The sequence below is a fragment of the Vibrio sp. V10_P2A27P122 genome, from assembly GCF_963874335.1.
GTDB classification, from domain to species: Bacteria; Pseudomonadota; Gammaproteobacteria; order Enterobacterales; family Vibrionaceae; genus Vibrio; species Vibrio anguillarum.
Window position 1 is genome coordinate 1 of record NZ_CAWNHY010000242.1, and the last position, 15,444, is coordinate 15,444.

Below are 15,444 nucleotides of genomic sequence, written 5' to 3' on the forward strand. Positions count from 1 at the left end.
GCTTGCACTTTTATCGCAAGTCTCTTTTCGCCCTAGGTATCCACATATCATAAAAAAGACAATCAAAAGGTAGTCAGCATGAAACAACCACTCAAGGCGCTGGTGCTCGCAATCAGTTTGTCGTGCGGTGCCATCGGTGCTTACGCAAACTCGTTAGAACCGCTCGACAAAGAATTCACTTTACAAGTTTTAGGATCGGGAGGGCCAATTTCAGATGATCTGCGCTCTTCTTCAGCGGAAGTGATTTGGTGGAAAGGCAAATCTAAAATCATGATTGATGCTGGCGGCGGCGCGTATCTGCGCTTTGGCCAATCCGGCTCTAAACTGGAAGATTTGGATTTTCTAGGCATTACCCATTTTCACACCGACCACGTTGCAGACTTGCCCGCGCTGCTCAAAGGCGGCTACTTCTTTAAGCGAGAAGACCCGCTAGATATTGCAGGCCCGCAAGCGGGATCGGCCTTCCCTAGCCTATCAGGCTATATGGACGCACTCTTTAATAGCAAAGATGGCGCTTACGCTTATTTAAATGGTTTGTATGATGGCAGTGATGGTTTGTTCCCAGTCACCATCACTGATGTTTCTTACAAAACCACGACACCAACTAAAGTGTATCAACAAGACGGTTTAACCATTTACGCACTCGGTATTCCTCATGGGGACGTGCCATGTTTGGCTTATCGTATTGAAAGTGATCAGGGCGTTATTGTTATTTCTGCCGATCAAAACGGCAGTAACCCAGCATTTCTCGATTTTGCTCAAGGCGCTGACATTTTAGTCATGCCGATGGCTGTTCATGAGTCAGCCGATGAAGTTTCCGCATTTATGCACGCTAAACCTTCAGTGATTGGCGAAATTGCAGCCAAAATCAATCCTAAACTGCTCGTGCTCAACCACTGGATGGGAGTCGGCCTTAAACATAAGTCAGAGTCGACCAAGATCATCAAACAGTTTTATCACGGCGAAGTTATTGCCGCCCGTGATCTCTCAAGCTACCCAATGAGTTCCGTGAAGGAGATAACCCATGAATTGTAAAATTGTTTTGTCTATTGCGATGACTTCGGCCATTGCTCTTCATCCTGCAATGAGCGTTGCAGAAACGTCAACGGAAGCACCAGTGAGTGCGCAACCCACCTCTCAAAATGGTGGCAAATGCGCGGCTGGCAAATGTGGTACTGAAAAACGCTTTGAGAAACAGGATTTAAAAAGCGATCCGCAAGGACGTTTAGTACGCGCCAGAGATGGTAAATGCGGCTTAACCGCAGAGGGAATCTCACCTTCCGCTGAAACCATTACTCTAACCAACAGCAAAATCACTGGTGGTGTATGCGGGCAATAGATCGCACTTCAAAAGGCATCGGCTTGCGTAGCGAACACATCGATTTGCTATGCCAGTTGCCTGACCATCCCGACATCGATTTCCTTGAGCTTGCTCCGGAGAACTGGATGAACATGGGCGGACTTAAACGCGAGCAGTTACAGCAGATAGCAAAGCACTATCCTCTGGTTGCACATGGGCTGAGTTTGTCGATTGGCGATTGTCAGCCACTGAACAAAGCGTTTGTGAAAAAGGTAGCGGCATTTTTAGATGAATTTAACATCGACATTTACAGTGAGCATTTGAGCTTTTCACGTGATGCCCAAGGGTACTTGTATGAACTGCTGCCTATCCCGCGCTATAAAGAGAGCATTGCTTACTTGGTCGATCGCATTCACTGCGTTCAAGATATTGTGCAACGCCCTTTGGTGCTGGAAAACATCTCCTACTACCACAGTTACGGCAAGGAGATCCCCGAAGGCGAATTTATTGCTGAGATAGTCGAGCGCAGCGGCTGCCAGCTGCTGATTGATATCAATAATGTGTATGTGAATAGCCGTAACCACAATTACTGCCCGTTTGACATGCTGGCCACTTTACCGAGCGAAGCGATCTGCTATTACCACATCGCAGGTCACTTAAAAGAGCGCGAAGATTTCTTGCTCGATACCCATGGCAAACCAGTACAACAAGAGGTGATTGACTTGGCTCGTTATGCTTACGCTCAACAAGGTAGCCGTCCTTTGCTGCTTGAACGTGATCATCATGTGCCTCCTCTGGTGGTTTTGACTGAAGAGTTGCGCACTATCCATCACGATATTATGCAACCAGCGCCATCATTAGTTATCGATGTGGAGCGTAGCCATGCTTAAACCACCAATGAACATGAGTATGTCAATGCACGCACTGACCTGTGTGATCCGCTCTCCTGTCGCGCAAGGCGAACCGCCCTGCCGTTATCGAGAGTTCATTCGAGCGAATATCTACTCTGTCATTAAGCACACTTTTCCTCTGTTTTACGCTCAACTTAACGAGGAAACACTCTACATTTTGACGGACGAATGGCTGGTAATACATAGCGCTATGGAGCCTGAGTTCCATCAGATTGCGACTGAATTTGTTCAGTTTATCCAACAGCAAAATAACCATAACGCCAGTGTTAACCTCAGTGCTGAGCAAATCGCACTGCTTGAATATGAATGGATCGTTTTCAACGCTGAAATGGATAGCGCTCATGTGCCGAATCTCAAAGTATGGTGGGATGATGTTGAAGCTCAACCGGAGGCGTTTTGCATACAGCTTAACCCAACATTAAAACTGGTCGAAGTGCCTTTTCTTGTCCATCCAGAATCGGTCACTTTTTTGATTCAAGAACAGAAAACGGTCTGTTATGGGGTATTTCGTCATGCATCGCATCAGGTGGTATCACAAAAACTCAGAGAAGTGGATATCGCCCTAATTCAGATGATTCAAAACGCCCCAGCGCAGTCACTAACGCAACTAGAACAACAGATAGCTCAACACCTATCCAACTTCCATTTTTTGGCGTGGGTTCAAACGTTTCAGCAACAAGGACTCATCAGCCTGTATTTATTAGGAGAAACTCTATGATTCACTCAGCCCTCAATTGGTACGATGGCGTGATCGAAAAATTTAAAAAATTCGATTTTATAGTACTACTTGCGATTCGACTTTTCCTCGTGCCGGTGATTTTTGTCGGCGCTCATTCCAAAGTGGTTGGTTTCGCTGGAACCGTTGCTTGGTTTGGCGCCTCAACCGCCGATGGTGGTTTAAATCTACCTTTTCCAGAACTGCTGGCATTTTTAGCCGCCGCGACAGAAGTTCTCGGCTGTATATGCATCGCACTTGGTCTTTTTACTCGCATTATGGCTATCCCTATGATTCTCATGATGAGTGTGGCGAGCGCAATGGTGCACTGGAAACATGGCTGGGACGCGATTGCCACCAGCAGTATGGAAGCGACGGTGCGCTTAAACGGTTTTATTGAATGGTTGGCGGTCAATTTTCCGGGCCGCTACAACTACATCACAGAACTTGGCGATCCTGTAATGCTCAATAACGGGATGGAATTTGCGGCTACTTACTTTGTGATGCTGATGGTTCTTTTCATTTACGGTGGTGGCCGCTACGTCAGCCTCGACTACTGGCTAAAAAAACCATTCACTCGCACGCCTCAAACTGCTTAACACCTAATGATGCCTACTAACTTGAAGTTGCCGCCCGCAGCTTCAAGTGGCAGGTGTTATCAATCACACATTCATCTCTGACTATCTTACCTGCCATTTTGCTGGCGGGAGGGAGACTTTATGCTTACAGATGTGGTGGAACTGTCACGGTTCCAGTTCGCCAGTACGGCGCTTTACCATTTTATTTTTGTTCCGCTGACCATTGGCTTATCGTTTTTACTGGCGATCATGGAATCGCTGTATGTGATGACCGGAAAAACCGTCTACAAAGACATGACTCGCTTTTGGGGCAAGCTGTTTGGCATCAACTTCGCCGTTGGCGTTGCCACCGGCCTCACTATGGAGTTTCAATTTGGCACCAACTGGGCGTACTACTCTCATTATGTGGGTGACATTTTTGGTGCCCCACTGGCGATTGAAGCTTTGATTGCCTTTTTCCTTGAATCTACCTTAGTTGGGCTATTTTTCTTCGGCTGGGATCGCCTTTCTAAGCGTCAGCATTTAAGCGTGACTTGGTTAACCGCTTTAGGCTCTAACTTTTCTGGATTGTGGATTTTGATGGCCAACGGCTGGATGCAAAACCCCGTCGGTGCCGAGTTTAACTATCAAACCATGCGTATGGAAATGATCAACTTTGCTGAGGTCATTTTTAACCCAGTAACCCAAGTGAAGTTTGTGCATACCGTTGCGGCGGGTTACACCACAGGCGCACTGTTTATCATGGGTATCAGCGCTTACTACCTATTGAAAAAGCGCGACCTTCCCTTTGCGCGTCGCTCATTTGCTGTGGCTTGCGCTTTTGGCATGGCATCCATTACCGCCACCTTATTGCTAGGTGATGAGTCAGGTTACACCTTAGGTGAAGTGCAACAGGTGAAACTGGCCGCCATTGAAGCCGAGTGGGATACCGAACAAGCCCCTGCCTCTTTTACTCTATTTGGGCTACCTAACCAAGAAACCATGCACACAGACGCGGCGATTAAAGTCCCTTATTTGATGGGTATTATCGCCACGCGTTCATTGGATGAGCCCGTCATCGGCTTAAAAGATTTGATGGCGCGCAGTGAAGAGCGCATTCGCAATGGCATGCTCGCTTACGGGCTATTAGAAGCCTTACGCAATGGTGACGATTCACTGCAAAACATCGCTCAGTTTGAAACGCTAAAAGAGGATTTGGGGTACGGTTTATTACTCAAAAAATACACCGATAAAGTAACTGATGCGACTGAAAGCCAAATCAAACAAGCCGCGCAAGATACCATTCCGCAAGTTGCACCTCTGTTTTGGAGCTTCCGCATCATGGTGGCCTGCGGTATGGCGATGTTCGCTGTCATTGGGCTCTGTTTCATCCAAATTTGTCGGCGAAAAATCGGCACTCAGCCTTGGTTACTTAAGGCGGCATTATTCGCTATTCCACTTCCCTGGATTGCCAGCGAAGCGGGTTGGTTTGTCGCTGAGTTTGGCCGCCAACCTTGGGCTATCGGTGAAGTGCTTCCGGTTAATATGGCCGTATCTAACCTATCAACCAGCGATTTATGGATTTCACTGGGCCTAGTTTACTTACTCTATAGCGCATTTTTGGTGGTGGAAATGTACCTGATGGTGAAGTTTGCTCGGCGCGGACCAAGCGCCCTACATACCGGACGTTACCATTTTGAAACGCAAGATGGGCACGGATCTCTATCTCACGTACACCATTAAGGGAGAACACAATGTTTGATTACGAAACCTTACGTCTGCTGACTTGGGCGATTGTCGGTGTGCTATTGATTGGTTTTATCATCACCGATGGCTTTGATATGGGCGTTGCAGCGCTACTGCCCATTTTGGGACGCAGTGATGTTGAACGAAGAGTGATGATCAACAGTATCGCGCCTCATTGGGATGGCAACCAAGTGTGGTTGATTACTGCTGGCGGTGCGATTTTCGCTATCTGGCCACTGGTTTACGCCACCGCATTTTCTAGTTTCTATTTAGCGATGATGTTGCTACTTGCTGCGTTATGGCTGCGCCCAATTGGTATGGATTATCGCTCAAAAATCGATAACCCCTCATGGCGCAAGGCGTGCGATAACGCACTGTTCATCAGTGGCGTTGTGCCGCCCCTCATCTTTGGCATTGGTTTTGGTAATTTATTGGTAGGAGTCCCTTTTCAGCTCAATAACTTATTGATGCTCGATTACCAAGGCCATTTTTGGGATCTATTCACACCATTTCCACTACTGTGTGGCCTGCTCAGCCTTGCCATCGTCGTCACTCAAGGCGCAACGTTTTTACAGCTCAAAACTTGTGATGTGTTATGCGAGCGAGCCCATAGCGCGTCGGTCGTCAGTGCCAGCATTGCGGTGGCTTTATTTCTCATCGGCGGATTCTTGGCAGCCAACATGGCGGGTTATATTATCGTGAGCCCAATTGTCACGGATGCCGCTTCAAACCCCCTGCATAAAGAGGTGATTAGCGTCGCTCGTCATTTACTGCATAACTATCAAGCACACGCCATGCTGTGGTTGATCCCTTGCGTGGGCATCGCGAGCTTATTGGCGTGCATATGGGCAAGCCTGAAACGAGCATCTGGCGGGGCATTCTTATTCTCTAGCCTTGCTATTGCATGCATTATTTTTACGGCAGGCGTGGCGCTATTTCCGATGATCATGCCGTCAAGCTTAATGCCATCACACAGTTTGACGATTTGGGATGCCACATCCAGCCAAAAAACACTCAATATCATCACGCTTGTCGCCATCTTAGTGGTGCCAGTCATCCTCAGTTACACGACTTGGGGTTACTACAAAATGTTCGGTCGATTGAGTGATGATTACATTCGCAACCACAGCACATCGCTGTACTAAAGGAGATAACTGATGTGGTATTTCTGTTGGGTTCTTGGCGTATTACTCGCCTGCGCATTTGGTATAATCAATGGATTGTGGCTTGAGCAAGCTGAGCATTTCGATGAATCGTAACTCACTCATATGCAAGCAGATAACCTGCTAAGAAGCGTTAAGATCATCAAGCTTTAAGATAAAAAAATGGCGCTGTTTTTAGCGCCATTTTTTTATCACATCGTAAGAAACGTATTTACTGAAATTTTGGGCCAGCTGCGGCAACAAAAGCCATTTCAACCAGATAGTCAGGGCTTGCCAATTGCGCTTGAACGCAGGCTCGGCTTGGTGCACATCCTTCTGGAAACCAGCTATCCCACACTTCATTCAAAGCGGCGAAATGAGCAAAATCTGTGACATAAATTGTCACCGATAACACGCGGCTTCTGTCGCTGTCGATCGCCGTCAACTGCTGCTCAGCTTGGGCTAAGATCTGCTCAACCTGCCCTTTCATATCGGCTTTTGTATCGCTATCAGCCACTTCCACAAAGTGGGCAATGCCGTTGAATACGGTAATGTCAGACCAACGTTTACTTGGATTAATACGATGAATAGTCATTAATTTCTCTCTTTATGGTAAAGATAACTCGCAACAGTGCTGTTCGATCACACAGACTGGCGCGCCGACTTTGCAGCTAAAGCCGCTGGCAACCAACCTGCCTGTGGTTTCATCTCGGCGATAACTGGCAATTGTGTGTGAATGTTGGCTAGCAACCAACAACCAATCTCCATCCGCAGACAAAGTGAAGTCACGCGGGAATTGGCCACCGACGTCAAATGCGGCAATCCATTGCGGTTGTGGCTGGCATAGTTCAAAAAGAACGATTTTATTTTGCTCTCGGCAGGAAGCATAGAGAAAACGTTCATCGGGCGACAACTTAATCGCCGCAGCCGCTCCACTTTTCGCCTCATTCGGCAAGAGATCGCACTCAGTCTCTATTTGCCATTGTATCCCGGAAAATACTAAGGTGACCAAAGTCTCCGACAATTCACAGACCACAAAAGCTCGGGTTTCTGCGTGATTAAACACCACATGGCGCGGCCCACTCCCCGCAGGCATCTCTACAGTTTGCGCCAATGAAAATGCCTGATTATCACTGTTGATGGCGAAAAAATGAATTGCATCACTCCCTAAATCGACCACAACCAGTTGCGACGACTGTTTAAGGAAAACCACCTGATGAGCGTGAGGTGAGGTTTGGCGCTCTGCATTTGGCCCCTGACCATCAATCCATAGATCAGCGATGCATGACTCAGGTTTGCCAGTATCGTCCAAACGAACAATGTTTACATTACCCGACCCATAATGCGCCACGGCGCAATAGCGCTGCTTGGCATCAATAGCAAGATGACAAGCATAGCTACCCGACAGTGGCACTTGAGAAACCAAACCCTTATTAATGTGTATCAATTGTGGGTTGTCGCTCGCTTCTACCTCGTTAAAAGTGTAAAAGCCCTTGGTGGTTTCAAGAAGGTAGGAAGGGTTACGCGTCGCCATCACTTCTTGCAAAACACTAAGTTCACCCGTAATGGTATTAAGCTCAATCAGCTCAACGCCGTTACTATTGCTTGGTGCATCCGTATAAGTACCAATGTAAAAACGCGCGGCAGTGTGTGTGCTCATTTTCCACCTATCATCAAAAATAAAACACTATACCCAAATTTCACCTTAATCTGGGATAATTTAATTAAGCTGCCTGTGCGGCAGTGAACATTCGTTCTGTCAGCGGCCAAGGCGATTAGTTTTTCTAAGCTGCCTGTGCGGCAGTGAACATGCAAGTGCGGCTGTGGTCGCGCTTTCTTTGTTTCTAAGCTGCCTGTGCGGCAGTGAACGAGAGCTAGCAAGCCGATTGATAGCAAAGAATTTTCTAAGCTGCCTGTGCGGCAGTGAACTTGCTCCTCTTCCCACTCAGTTAGTGGTTTGCTTTCTAAGCTGCCTGTGCGGCAGTGAACCCATATTTAAAAGCCGACGTCATTTTTGGTGATTTCTAAGCTGCCTGTGCGGCAGTGAACTTTTGATATTTTCATAATTATCTAGATCGTCATTTCTAAGCTGCCTGTGCGGCAGTGAACGGTTTCCTCATTCATTTTTGGTTTAATGCGTATTTCTAAGCTGCCTGTGCGGCAGTGAACTCGTAACAAACATGAATAAGACTGTTAGTACATTTCTAAGCTGCCTGTGCGGCAGTGAACCAAGCTAGTGAAGATACAGCCGAACGAATCAATTTCTAAGCTGCCTGTGCGGCAGTGAACTCGCAATGTCAGCCAAGCCCTTTAGAGAAATGTTTCTAAGCTGCCTGTGCGGCAGTGAACTTCAAAGTAAATAGCTGGATGTGTTTCAATGTTTTCTAAGCTGCCTGTGCGGCAGTGAACTGAAGCGCATGACAAGCCAAAGCAACGGCAAATTTCTAAGCTGCCTGTGCGGCAGTGAACGTCACGGCTGATGTTGTGCCCGTAAGCGTCAATTTCTAAGCTGCCTGTGCGGCAGTGAACAAAGCGCGGCTTGTCCGTTCGTCAGTTATCAATTTCTAAGCTGCCTGTGCGGCAGTGAACCGACATAAACGCCAGTTTCACCTTGCTCGTTTTTTCTAAGCTGCCTGTGCGGCAGTGAACCAAGCTGCTGCTGATTGCAGAGCAAGAAACGTTTTCTAAGCTGCCTGTGCGGCAGTGAACCATCACTGTTTTTACGCACCACTTTGCGATAATTTCTAAGCTGCCTGTGCGGCAGTGAACAATAGAATAACAACATAAAAATAAGTTACAACAAGCAGTTAGAGTAAAAAAACCATTTTTACCCTATTTAAAACTACCTGCTGTAACTATTTGTATTTAAATATTATTTTTAAATAGCAAAAAAATAGGGTTAAAACCAAGGAACCGTAGTGGTATGACTTAGCCCATAGGAATCAAACTTTCCGGATACTGGCAGTGGCTGCATTTCACCAAACTCAAAGAATTTACGATGTACCTGCTTCGTCGAACTGCTGAATAAATCTAGGTACGGATTATCAAAACCTTGGCTAAGCATTTTCACTTTGTAACGTTTTTCACCCTCTTTATCGATGCTACCGCGAGCGATCAAACGTCTGAGCTTCGCTTGACTTAAATTGCTACGCTTTACTGAGATCACTCGATATTGCACCTGTTCAGGAATAGCCAATATCTCACTCACTTGGCAGTAACCAGATAACGGACCAAGCCAGTTTAAACCTTGTAAATCATGCAAAAAGCTTGCTTCACCATGTAAGCGAAATAATCGCCCAAGTTTTACCTTAGCTTCTGGAAAGCTGATGCCTATTTGATCGCTACCCAGCATCACCAATGCTTTGTGAAATTTGGTAAACACTTTACTGCTCAATTCGGCTTCAAGTATTTCTGCATCGGGCTTTAATCGAATATCAATGTATGAGTCCATATTTCCTCCTAAAGCCGTATGTTTGACACATAAGCTAGGCCTTTTTTCCCTAGGTAAAAACTTGATACCCCAGCATTTTCAATCAAGGTTTTTATTTCTTGTGCTTTGTTGCGATCTACATCGATATTAATTTCTAATTGACCACTAGCTTTTGTCATCATGGAAGTCACTTCCCCTTGCCCTTTTATCTTTTCTTTTTTGATGAAAGGATTACCCAAAATTATTTTCTTTGCTCCGGTGGTATATCGATCCATGAAATCTTTTTTGGTAAATCCACGTTTAGATATACCACTAATACCACCTAATTTAGTTTTCGCAGTGACCATATCATAATTTATTTCTAGTCGAGAAAGTTGAAGATAGAGTGCTGAACAATAAAGGCTGATTGGTGTAATCAAGTATTTATTGTTTAAATATTCAATCTCTGGAAAATTTTTATTTAAGATATCAATAACCAGAACCAAATTGTCATTTAACTCTATTGCTTTTTCTTTATTAAGACTCTCCAATCGATTGATAATACTTAAAGGATCAAGATCAATTGATACTTCTATTTTTGGTTGCTCAATAATAAAATCACAGAGCTGATTGAAATCTAGGTTCAATACTCCCCAAAACTGCTGTGAATATTCAGACTTAAAAACAGGATCAGACACCTTAATCATACCAGTAAATGAATTCTGGTCCGTACTACCATTCATATTACGAATAAAAGTTATTTCATTGGTCAACTGCGGCTTATCTATAAAACTGACCTTATCTTCCAACTCCGAGAAATAATAGCTAGTTTCATGTATGTTACTACGAGCCTGATACAGTTTACGCTGATCACCAATTAATCGATTAAGTATTCCCATTACAGTATCCAAAGTCGTCTTGCATACTTTGAAATTACCCTCTTTTTTTAAGTTAGTCATTGATCCTAAAAATTCACGGCCTTTCTTAGGAACAGGATCATTATTTGAACCACCTAAAAATGAATTTCGCCAGCAAGAATCATATTCTATGGTTATTTTCATGCAGCCTCCTATTTTGCATAAAAATACTGAGCAAACGGTGCATGCTGCTCATTGCTGATTTCTGATTCATCACGTTTAATACGCATCATCTTATGGCTATCGTTATAATCAACTGTAATTTCGTCAACATACATATAACCTTTCGCTTGGCGAATAGATAAATTAGCTAAGCGATCTAATGTTTCAGTAACCAAGATTTTTACTGCATCATCATTAAGTAAAATTCCGCATTCGCCTTCTTCAAAAATGGTACCTTTACGCACATAATTGCTTTGGAATATGGCAACAGGGTTGAGTGATGGATTAAGCGAGTTAATAAAGTCTTGTACCGTTTTAGCCACTTCTTCACCTTGACCCTCTTTGATAATCATACTGGCGCGGTCGAACTTTTTATCGAGTGATATAAATTGCAATTGTTCAATACTGATAGAGCCATAAGAAACGTACTCAGTATCACCAAATGTAGTTTTAGAAAAGAATGATGAGCTATCACGAGCACCAGCTTGACCAAACTGCTCAAAGTTACCGTTACCCAATTGATCAATAAAATCCTCTAGGAGTAAGGGACTTGTGCGTTTACACTGACTTGAAGGAACGACGTAACCACGGATCAGCCCTGTAATAGAAGCTAAAACCATTTCTAGGTTTTTCTCTGCGGCAAAATGTAAATCGAATGCTTGATCCCTAAAAAGATGATGACGGATACAGTTTTGGCTGATATATAAAGGCGTTTTTTTAAAATCTATATCTGTCGCTTCCTTTTTATATTTATAACCTGTTTCTTCTTTCACTTTCCCTGTTAAATTCGTATAGCCTCGTAACTTTGGTAAAGTATGATTGTCTACAGTTTTACCATTGTCACCTGTCAAAGTTGTCGGACCATTCCAATTCACTACTCCATGTCCTAATGCTTTAATTTTAAAATCTACACTTTTAATTCCAGTTACTTGTTCCATGATTTATTCCTCATCTTCTGTAGTTTGATTAATTTGTTTAATGGATATAGCGCCGATAGCTTGTTTATCGCAGACAGCGTAATAAATAGCATGCGAGTGACGTGCACTTTCACCACCCACTTGTAGTAAATCGTTGCTGGTATAACTTAAATAAATTGGCGATTCAGGATCCCGAGCTTGGTTTAATAAATTTTTGTCAGTGAACGATTTATTAAACCCACCCATAATGTTGTGATGCTTTTTAAACATATGAGATAACAGGTCTTTATCACTTTGGCCATATCCACAAATTGCACTAGTGGCATAGGTAAGGTTATCGATGTTGCTGTCATCATCTAGTGGTATTGAGTAGGCATATTGGTCAAGAAAATTTGGCTCCGAATTACTGAGATCTACGAGCGCCATTTGCACAAAACGATTATCGCCACGCAGAGATCCTTTACTGATTTTACTGCGTTTTTTATCTTTATTTTTCTTCGGTGGCATGGTGATTGGATCAACCACTTTGGCATTGATTTGTTGCACACTATTTTTAAGTGCAGCCACTAAATCACTTTCTATAAAACCACGATTACGTTCGGTGTGATGAAAAGTGAAATAAAGCTGATAAGCTTCTGGCAAGGTAAACGTTTTATCATCAAGTTCACTTCGCAAAAATTGATACCATGCCCTCACAGAGCTTAATACATACATTTTCGATAGAAAACCCGCAGCAGGGCTTTTACCTTTGCTATTAGCAACTGATTCAGGCACTGCCAATGTGTAAGTGTTTACAACCTTATTTTCACCAAAACGATCCAGTCGTCCTAGCCGCTGCAAGCTATCTTCAGCACTGGTAATTTCTGCCACCATATAATCACAACTGATATTTAGCGAAGCCTGCACAATTGGTCCACTGCGCAACACTTCAAACTTACGGGTTCCTCCGCGTTTGAATGCTTCGTACACTTCACCAAACCATTTACGCTTGTCACTCTTAATAAATTTTGAGTGTAATAAAACCGCATTTTCTCTGTGTTGATTGCGAATAAAACTATTTTGTGCCGTGAGTGCCATATTACTGATAACAAAAGTGCCATCCTTTTGTTCCATAAATAGCGGATTATCTGCACCTAATTCCGAATCATTGAATACTTTAAAGTCAAGTTGATATTGACTGTGGTTAAAAGATGGCATGACTTTAATATCATCAGGATGAATACCAAGCAGTTCTTCGACAAACACGTAATGAGGGGTTGCCGACACTAATAAGGTTTTGGCTTGCTGCTGCTGCATCTTTTTGGCGGCAATAAGCTCTGCAAACAGCAAATTAAAAGCTGGTATATTGACGTATTCATGAAATTCATCAAATACAACATGTACGTTCAAAAAATCTATAAGCGTATTAGCTTTCGTGTGGCTGATCACTGAACCGAGAATTTGGTCTATGGTGGTGATAACTATATCACCAGAAAAGCTCTCATCATCAGGAATAGGATTACCCCATTGATTATGAAACTTAAATTCCCCCGTATTAATTTCAATGGTGCTATTGGGCAAATATTGCTCCGAGGTGAGCTCATAAAATAAACCTTGGCATACCTGTACACGAGGGCACACCCAAATAATGCGCTTCGCACCTTTCAATTTTGCCCATTCCAAGGCAATTTTAGTTTTACCACAACCAGCAGCACCCGCAAGCACTGAGACATCGTCGGCAGTAATCAGTTGTAGAGCAATCTCACTTTGCTTTTTACTGCGTTCACTATCCGGATAAAATGTGCGTAGGCAGGTAGCAATATCGCTACTGAGAGAAGATTCCACTTCGAGCAGCCCAGCCACAAGTTCATTTAAGTTCCGCTCAAAAATGACAGCGTGTAATTCTGTCGCACTTAATGCAGATATTATTCGATCAGCAGTGATCAAGCATGCGCGTGCAATATTGTTTAGCGCATTAACTTTCACATTGAAAGTATTGGCTGATACTGATTCTTCTAGTTCATATTCTTTATAGCTAGGCAGAGGCGGAGCATCAGGCAGATTCTCCTCTAATTCCTGCAATTCGTCAGCCAAGATACTTCTTTCAAGGACACTATTGGTTGACTCACGGTATTTTTTATCTATGGCAACGACTTGCTTAATCAGCGCTTGGGCTTGAACCACAATATCAGCTAACTTTACTTCTTTTTGATTTACCACCAGCTTTTTGCAAATATCTTTATAACTATCAAAACCATTTTTTTCTTTACGAAAAGGCTTTGCATGATGCCAGTATACCGCGTGCTTTACAGAACGTTTATTGCTGGGATTTAGACATTTTAGTTCTGCACTATCAAGTAATTGATAGAGCAAAAGTGAAATTTCATTATGTCTTGGATGTTTATCAAAGCTAAATTTAGCATCATCAATATGCTGGCCATCGTCTGCTATGTACTCTTTCTTTTTAGGGTTGGTTACCCACTCTTGGAACTTGGGATCAATTTTTCCTAAATCATGCAAGCAACCTGCAATGAAATTCACAATTGAAAACTGTGTATTGTCTGGAAATAACTGACAATGTAGTCGTTCGGCAACATATCCAACCGCAAATAAATGCTCGCTCAGTGGTTGTAATTGGGTGTTTGCATACAACACACCTTGCTTGGGTTTATCAGTTAAAACATCCATAAAAACCTCTTTTCCAGTTTGATTAACAGGCACCACACCTTCCACATTAAATTTTCGCTTATTGCCTACTACCCATAACAACTGGCTGCGGGAGCGTGAGCGGATCCAATGGCAACTGACGGCGGTGCTGCGGGTGGCGGTTTGGCCTAGCATTTTTTTGACGGTTAATAGCCCTTCTTCGGTGATCAAAGTTTGCCAAGTGTTATCACCAATTCGGTTGGCAAAGGCATCGAGTACGCGGCGGGTTTTCTTGAGCGCGTTTTTTTCACACTGAGAAACGAAGGTGACCATCATAGTGGGCGTTCCTCATTCTCTTGTTCACTTTGACCGTGCAGGGCAATGCGTTTCACTGTATCAAACATGAAATCAAGTGCTTTGTGTTCGATAAAAGCTTGCAGGATTTGCTGGCGAAACTCTTGTTCGGTGGCGTTTTCTTTGGCGCAAACAAACGCCCACGGCAGCACAATCGCATCTTTGATTAAATCCGCCACATCAAACACCAAAGCACCGCGGCGAGTTTTGCCATGCATCACCGCAAAGCCGTGCGGAATGCCCAATACCCACAAACAGCTGGCGGCAAGGCCATAAGCTAAGTAGTTACCGTGGTTCAAAAAATCGTTGGCTTTGTCGCTGCTTTTTTTGTCGGGTTGATGTTGGCGAGAAAACCCTTCTTTGCCAGTATTATTGGCGGCGTATTTGTATAAGGCTTTGGTCAACTGCGCTTCGGTGAGCAGTAGATCAGATTGTTTGTTGGCGGCATCGGTGCGTTGATGGAAGGTTTCGAGAGATTGCTTGATCACTTCATCTTGAACATTGAATTTCTCTAGGGTTAATTCTCTGTCGGAGCGCCAAACACGCTGTAAGTAATCAATCCGCGCATTTTGAAACTGTTTGGCGGCCGCCAAGCGTTTTTCATCATCAAACCAGAATGATAGCCAACCTTGTAGATATTCAGTAGGCCGGTATTCGCTTTGCGGCGTAAACCATTCTACTTCACACGC

Annotated in this window: 15 protein-coding genes and 1 CRISPR repeat array; of the genes, 8 read left to right on the plus strand and 7 right to left on the minus strand. The window is 44.0% G+C overall.

Going from position 1 to position 15,444, the window contains the following annotated elements; genetic code table 11:
- Positions 1 to 78: 78 nt before the first annotated feature.
- The 8 genes from AACQ17_RS10690 (at position 79) to cydX (ending at position 6,488) form a co-directional block, all read left to right on the plus strand.
- Positions 79 to 1,035 (plus strand): MBL fold metallo-hydrolase, encoded by a 957-nt coding sequence (locus AACQ17_RS10690; RefSeq protein ID WP_094147388.1) that lies wholly within the window; start codon positions 79 to 81, stop codon positions 1,033 to 1,035.
- Complete coding sequence (locus tag AACQ17_RS10695) at positions 1,025 to 1,339, plus strand: hypothetical protein (protein ID WP_094125505.1); 315 nt, start codon at positions 1,025 to 1,027, stop codon at positions 1,337 to 1,339. Before AACQ17_RS10690 ends, AACQ17_RS10695 begins: the two co-directional genes overlap by 11 nt.
- On the plus strand, positions 1,327 to 2,190 hold the full coding sequence (locus tag AACQ17_RS10700; protein ID WP_094125506.1) for a DUF692 domain-containing protein: 864 nt from the start codon (positions 1,327 to 1,329) through the stop codon (positions 2,188 to 2,190). The genes AACQ17_RS10695 and AACQ17_RS10700 overlap by 13 nt, the downstream gene beginning before the upstream one ends.
- Positions 2,183 to 2,929, plus strand: a complete 747-nt coding sequence (locus AACQ17_RS10705) for an HvfC family peptide modification chaperone (RefSeq protein ID WP_094147389.1) — start codon at positions 2,183 to 2,185, stop codon at positions 2,927 to 2,929. The genes AACQ17_RS10700 and AACQ17_RS10705 overlap by 8 nt, the downstream gene beginning before the upstream one ends.
- Complete coding sequence (locus AACQ17_RS10710; protein ID WP_017044810.1) at positions 2,926 to 3,525, plus strand: HvfX family Cu-binding RiPP maturation protein; 600 nt, start codon at positions 2,926 to 2,928, stop codon at positions 3,523 to 3,525. The genes AACQ17_RS10705 and AACQ17_RS10710 overlap by 4 nt, the downstream gene beginning before the upstream one ends.
- A 120-nt stretch (positions 3,526 to 3,645) precedes the next feature.
- A complete protein-coding gene (locus tag AACQ17_RS10715; protein WP_094147390.1) occupies positions 3,646 to 5,226 on the plus strand; it encodes a cytochrome ubiquinol oxidase subunit I in 1,581 nt (526 codons plus the stop codon).
- Between the two features lie 11 nt (positions 5,227 to 5,237).
- Entirely contained in the window at positions 5,238 to 6,374 is a 1,137-nt protein-coding gene (gene cydB / locus AACQ17_RS10720; protein ID WP_094147391.1) for a cytochrome d ubiquinol oxidase subunit II, read from the plus strand.
- Between the two features lie 12 nt (positions 6,375 to 6,386).
- Positions 6,387 to 6,488 carry a cytochrome bd-I oxidase subunit CydX gene (gene cydX, locus AACQ17_RS10725; RefSeq protein WP_013856710.1) on the plus strand — a complete coding sequence of 34 codons (102 nt, stop codon included), beginning with the start codon at positions 6,387 to 6,389 and terminating at the stop codon, positions 6,486 to 6,488.
- A gap of 115 nt (positions 6,489 to 6,603) precedes the next feature.
- Here the strand turns inward: cydX and AACQ17_RS10730 are convergent, their stop codons facing one another.
- The 7 genes from AACQ17_RS10730 to cas1f form a co-directional block, all read right to left on the minus strand.
- The gene (locus AACQ17_RS10730) at positions 6,604 to 6,966 is read right to left on the minus strand and encodes a RidA family protein (protein ID WP_013856709.1); all 363 of its coding nucleotides are present in this window, start codon (positions 6,964 to 6,966) and stop codon (positions 6,604 to 6,606) included.
- Between the two features lie 12 nt (positions 6,967 to 6,978).
- Positions 6,979 to 8,031, minus strand: coding sequence for a lactonase family protein (locus tag AACQ17_RS10735; protein WP_094147392.1), 1,053 nt, complete (start codon positions 8,029 to 8,031; stop codon positions 6,979 to 6,981).
- A gap of 61 nt (positions 8,032 to 8,092) precedes the next feature.
- A CRISPR array of direct repeats spans positions 8,093 to 9,140; the repeat unit is 28 nt; unit sequence TTTCTAAGCTGCCTGTGCGGCAGTGAAC.
- A gap of 130 nt (positions 9,141 to 9,270) precedes the next feature.
- Entirely contained in the window at positions 9,271 to 9,822 is a 552-nt protein-coding gene (gene cas6f, locus AACQ17_RS10740) for a type I-F CRISPR-associated endoribonuclease Cas6/Csy4 (RefSeq protein ID WP_094167821.1), read from the minus strand.
- 8 nt (positions 9,823 to 9,830) lie between these two features.
- The gene (gene cas5fv, locus AACQ17_RS10745) at positions 9,831 to 10,841 is read right to left on the minus strand and encodes a type I-Fv CRISPR-associated protein Cas5fv (protein WP_094167822.1); all 1,011 of its coding nucleotides are present in this window, start codon (positions 10,839 to 10,841) and stop codon (positions 9,831 to 9,833) included.
- 8 nt (positions 10,842 to 10,849) lie between these two features.
- Positions 10,850 to 11,797, minus strand: a complete 948-nt coding sequence (gene cas7fv / locus AACQ17_RS10750; protein ID WP_094167823.1) for a type I-Fv CRISPR-associated protein Cas7fv — start codon at positions 11,795 to 11,797, stop codon at positions 10,850 to 10,852.
- A 3-nt stretch (positions 11,798 to 11,800) separates the two neighbouring features.
- Positions 11,801 to 14,737, minus strand: coding sequence for a CRISPR-associated endonuclease Cas3'' (locus tag AACQ17_RS10755; RefSeq protein ID WP_094167824.1), 2,937 nt, complete (start codon positions 14,735 to 14,737; stop codon positions 11,801 to 11,803).
- A partial coding sequence (cas1f, locus tag AACQ17_RS10760) for a type I-F CRISPR-associated endonuclease Cas1f (protein ID WP_094167825.1) occupies positions 14,734 to 15,444 on the minus strand: 711 nt, incomplete at its 5' end. The genes AACQ17_RS10755 and cas1f, both read right to left, overlap by 4 nt.

What these genes read in the sequence shown, in the direction of transcription:
- AACQ17_RS10730 (WP_013856709.1), bottom strand. Translation starts at nt 6,966, where the DNA reads ATGACTATTCATCGTATTAATCCAAGTAAACGTTGGTCTGACATTACC.
- cas6f (WP_094167821.1), bottom strand. Translation starts at nt 9,822, where the DNA reads ATGGACTCATACATTGATATTCGATTAAAGCCCGATGCAGAAATACTT.
- cydB (WP_094147391.1), top strand. Translation starts at nt 5,238, where the DNA reads ATGTTTGATTACGAAACCTTACGTCTGCTGACTTGGGCGATTGTCGGT.
- AACQ17_RS10705 (WP_094147389.1), top strand. Translation starts at nt 2,183, where the DNA reads ATGCTTAAACCACCAATGAACATGAGTATGTCAATGCACGCACTGACC.
- cas5fv (WP_094167822.1), bottom strand. Translation starts at nt 10,841, where the DNA reads ATGAAAATAACCATAGAATATGATTCTTGCTGGCGAAATTCATTTTTA.
- cas7fv (WP_094167823.1), bottom strand. Translation starts at nt 11,797, where the DNA reads ATGGAACAAGTAACTGGAATTAAAAGTGTAGATTTTAAAATTAAAGCA.
- cydX (WP_013856710.1), top strand. Translation starts at nt 6,387, where the DNA reads ATGTGGTATTTCTGTTGGGTTCTTGGCGTATTACTCGCCTGCGCATTT.
- AACQ17_RS10755 (WP_094167824.1), bottom strand. Translation starts at nt 14,737, where the DNA reads ATGATGGTCACCTTCGTTTCTCAGTGTGAAAAAAACGCGCTCAAGAAA.
- AACQ17_RS10715 (WP_094147390.1), top strand. Translation starts at nt 3,646, where the DNA reads ATGCTTACAGATGTGGTGGAACTGTCACGGTTCCAGTTCGCCAGTACG.
- AACQ17_RS10700 (WP_094125506.1), top strand. Translation starts at nt 1,327, where the DNA reads ATGCGGGCAATAGATCGCACTTCAAAAGGCATCGGCTTGCGTAGCGAA.
- AACQ17_RS10690 (WP_094147388.1), top strand. Translation starts at nt 79, where the DNA reads ATGAAACAACCACTCAAGGCGCTGGTGCTCGCAATCAGTTTGTCGTGC.
- AACQ17_RS10735 (WP_094147392.1), bottom strand. Translation starts at nt 8,031, where the DNA reads ATGAGCACACACACTGCCGCGCGTTTTTACATTGGTACTTATACGGAT.
- AACQ17_RS10710 (WP_017044810.1), top strand. Translation starts at nt 2,926, where the DNA reads ATGATTCACTCAGCCCTCAATTGGTACGATGGCGTGATCGAAAAATTT.
- AACQ17_RS10695 (WP_094125505.1), top strand. Translation starts at nt 1,025, where the DNA reads ATGAATTGTAAAATTGTTTTGTCTATTGCGATGACTTCGGCCATTGCT.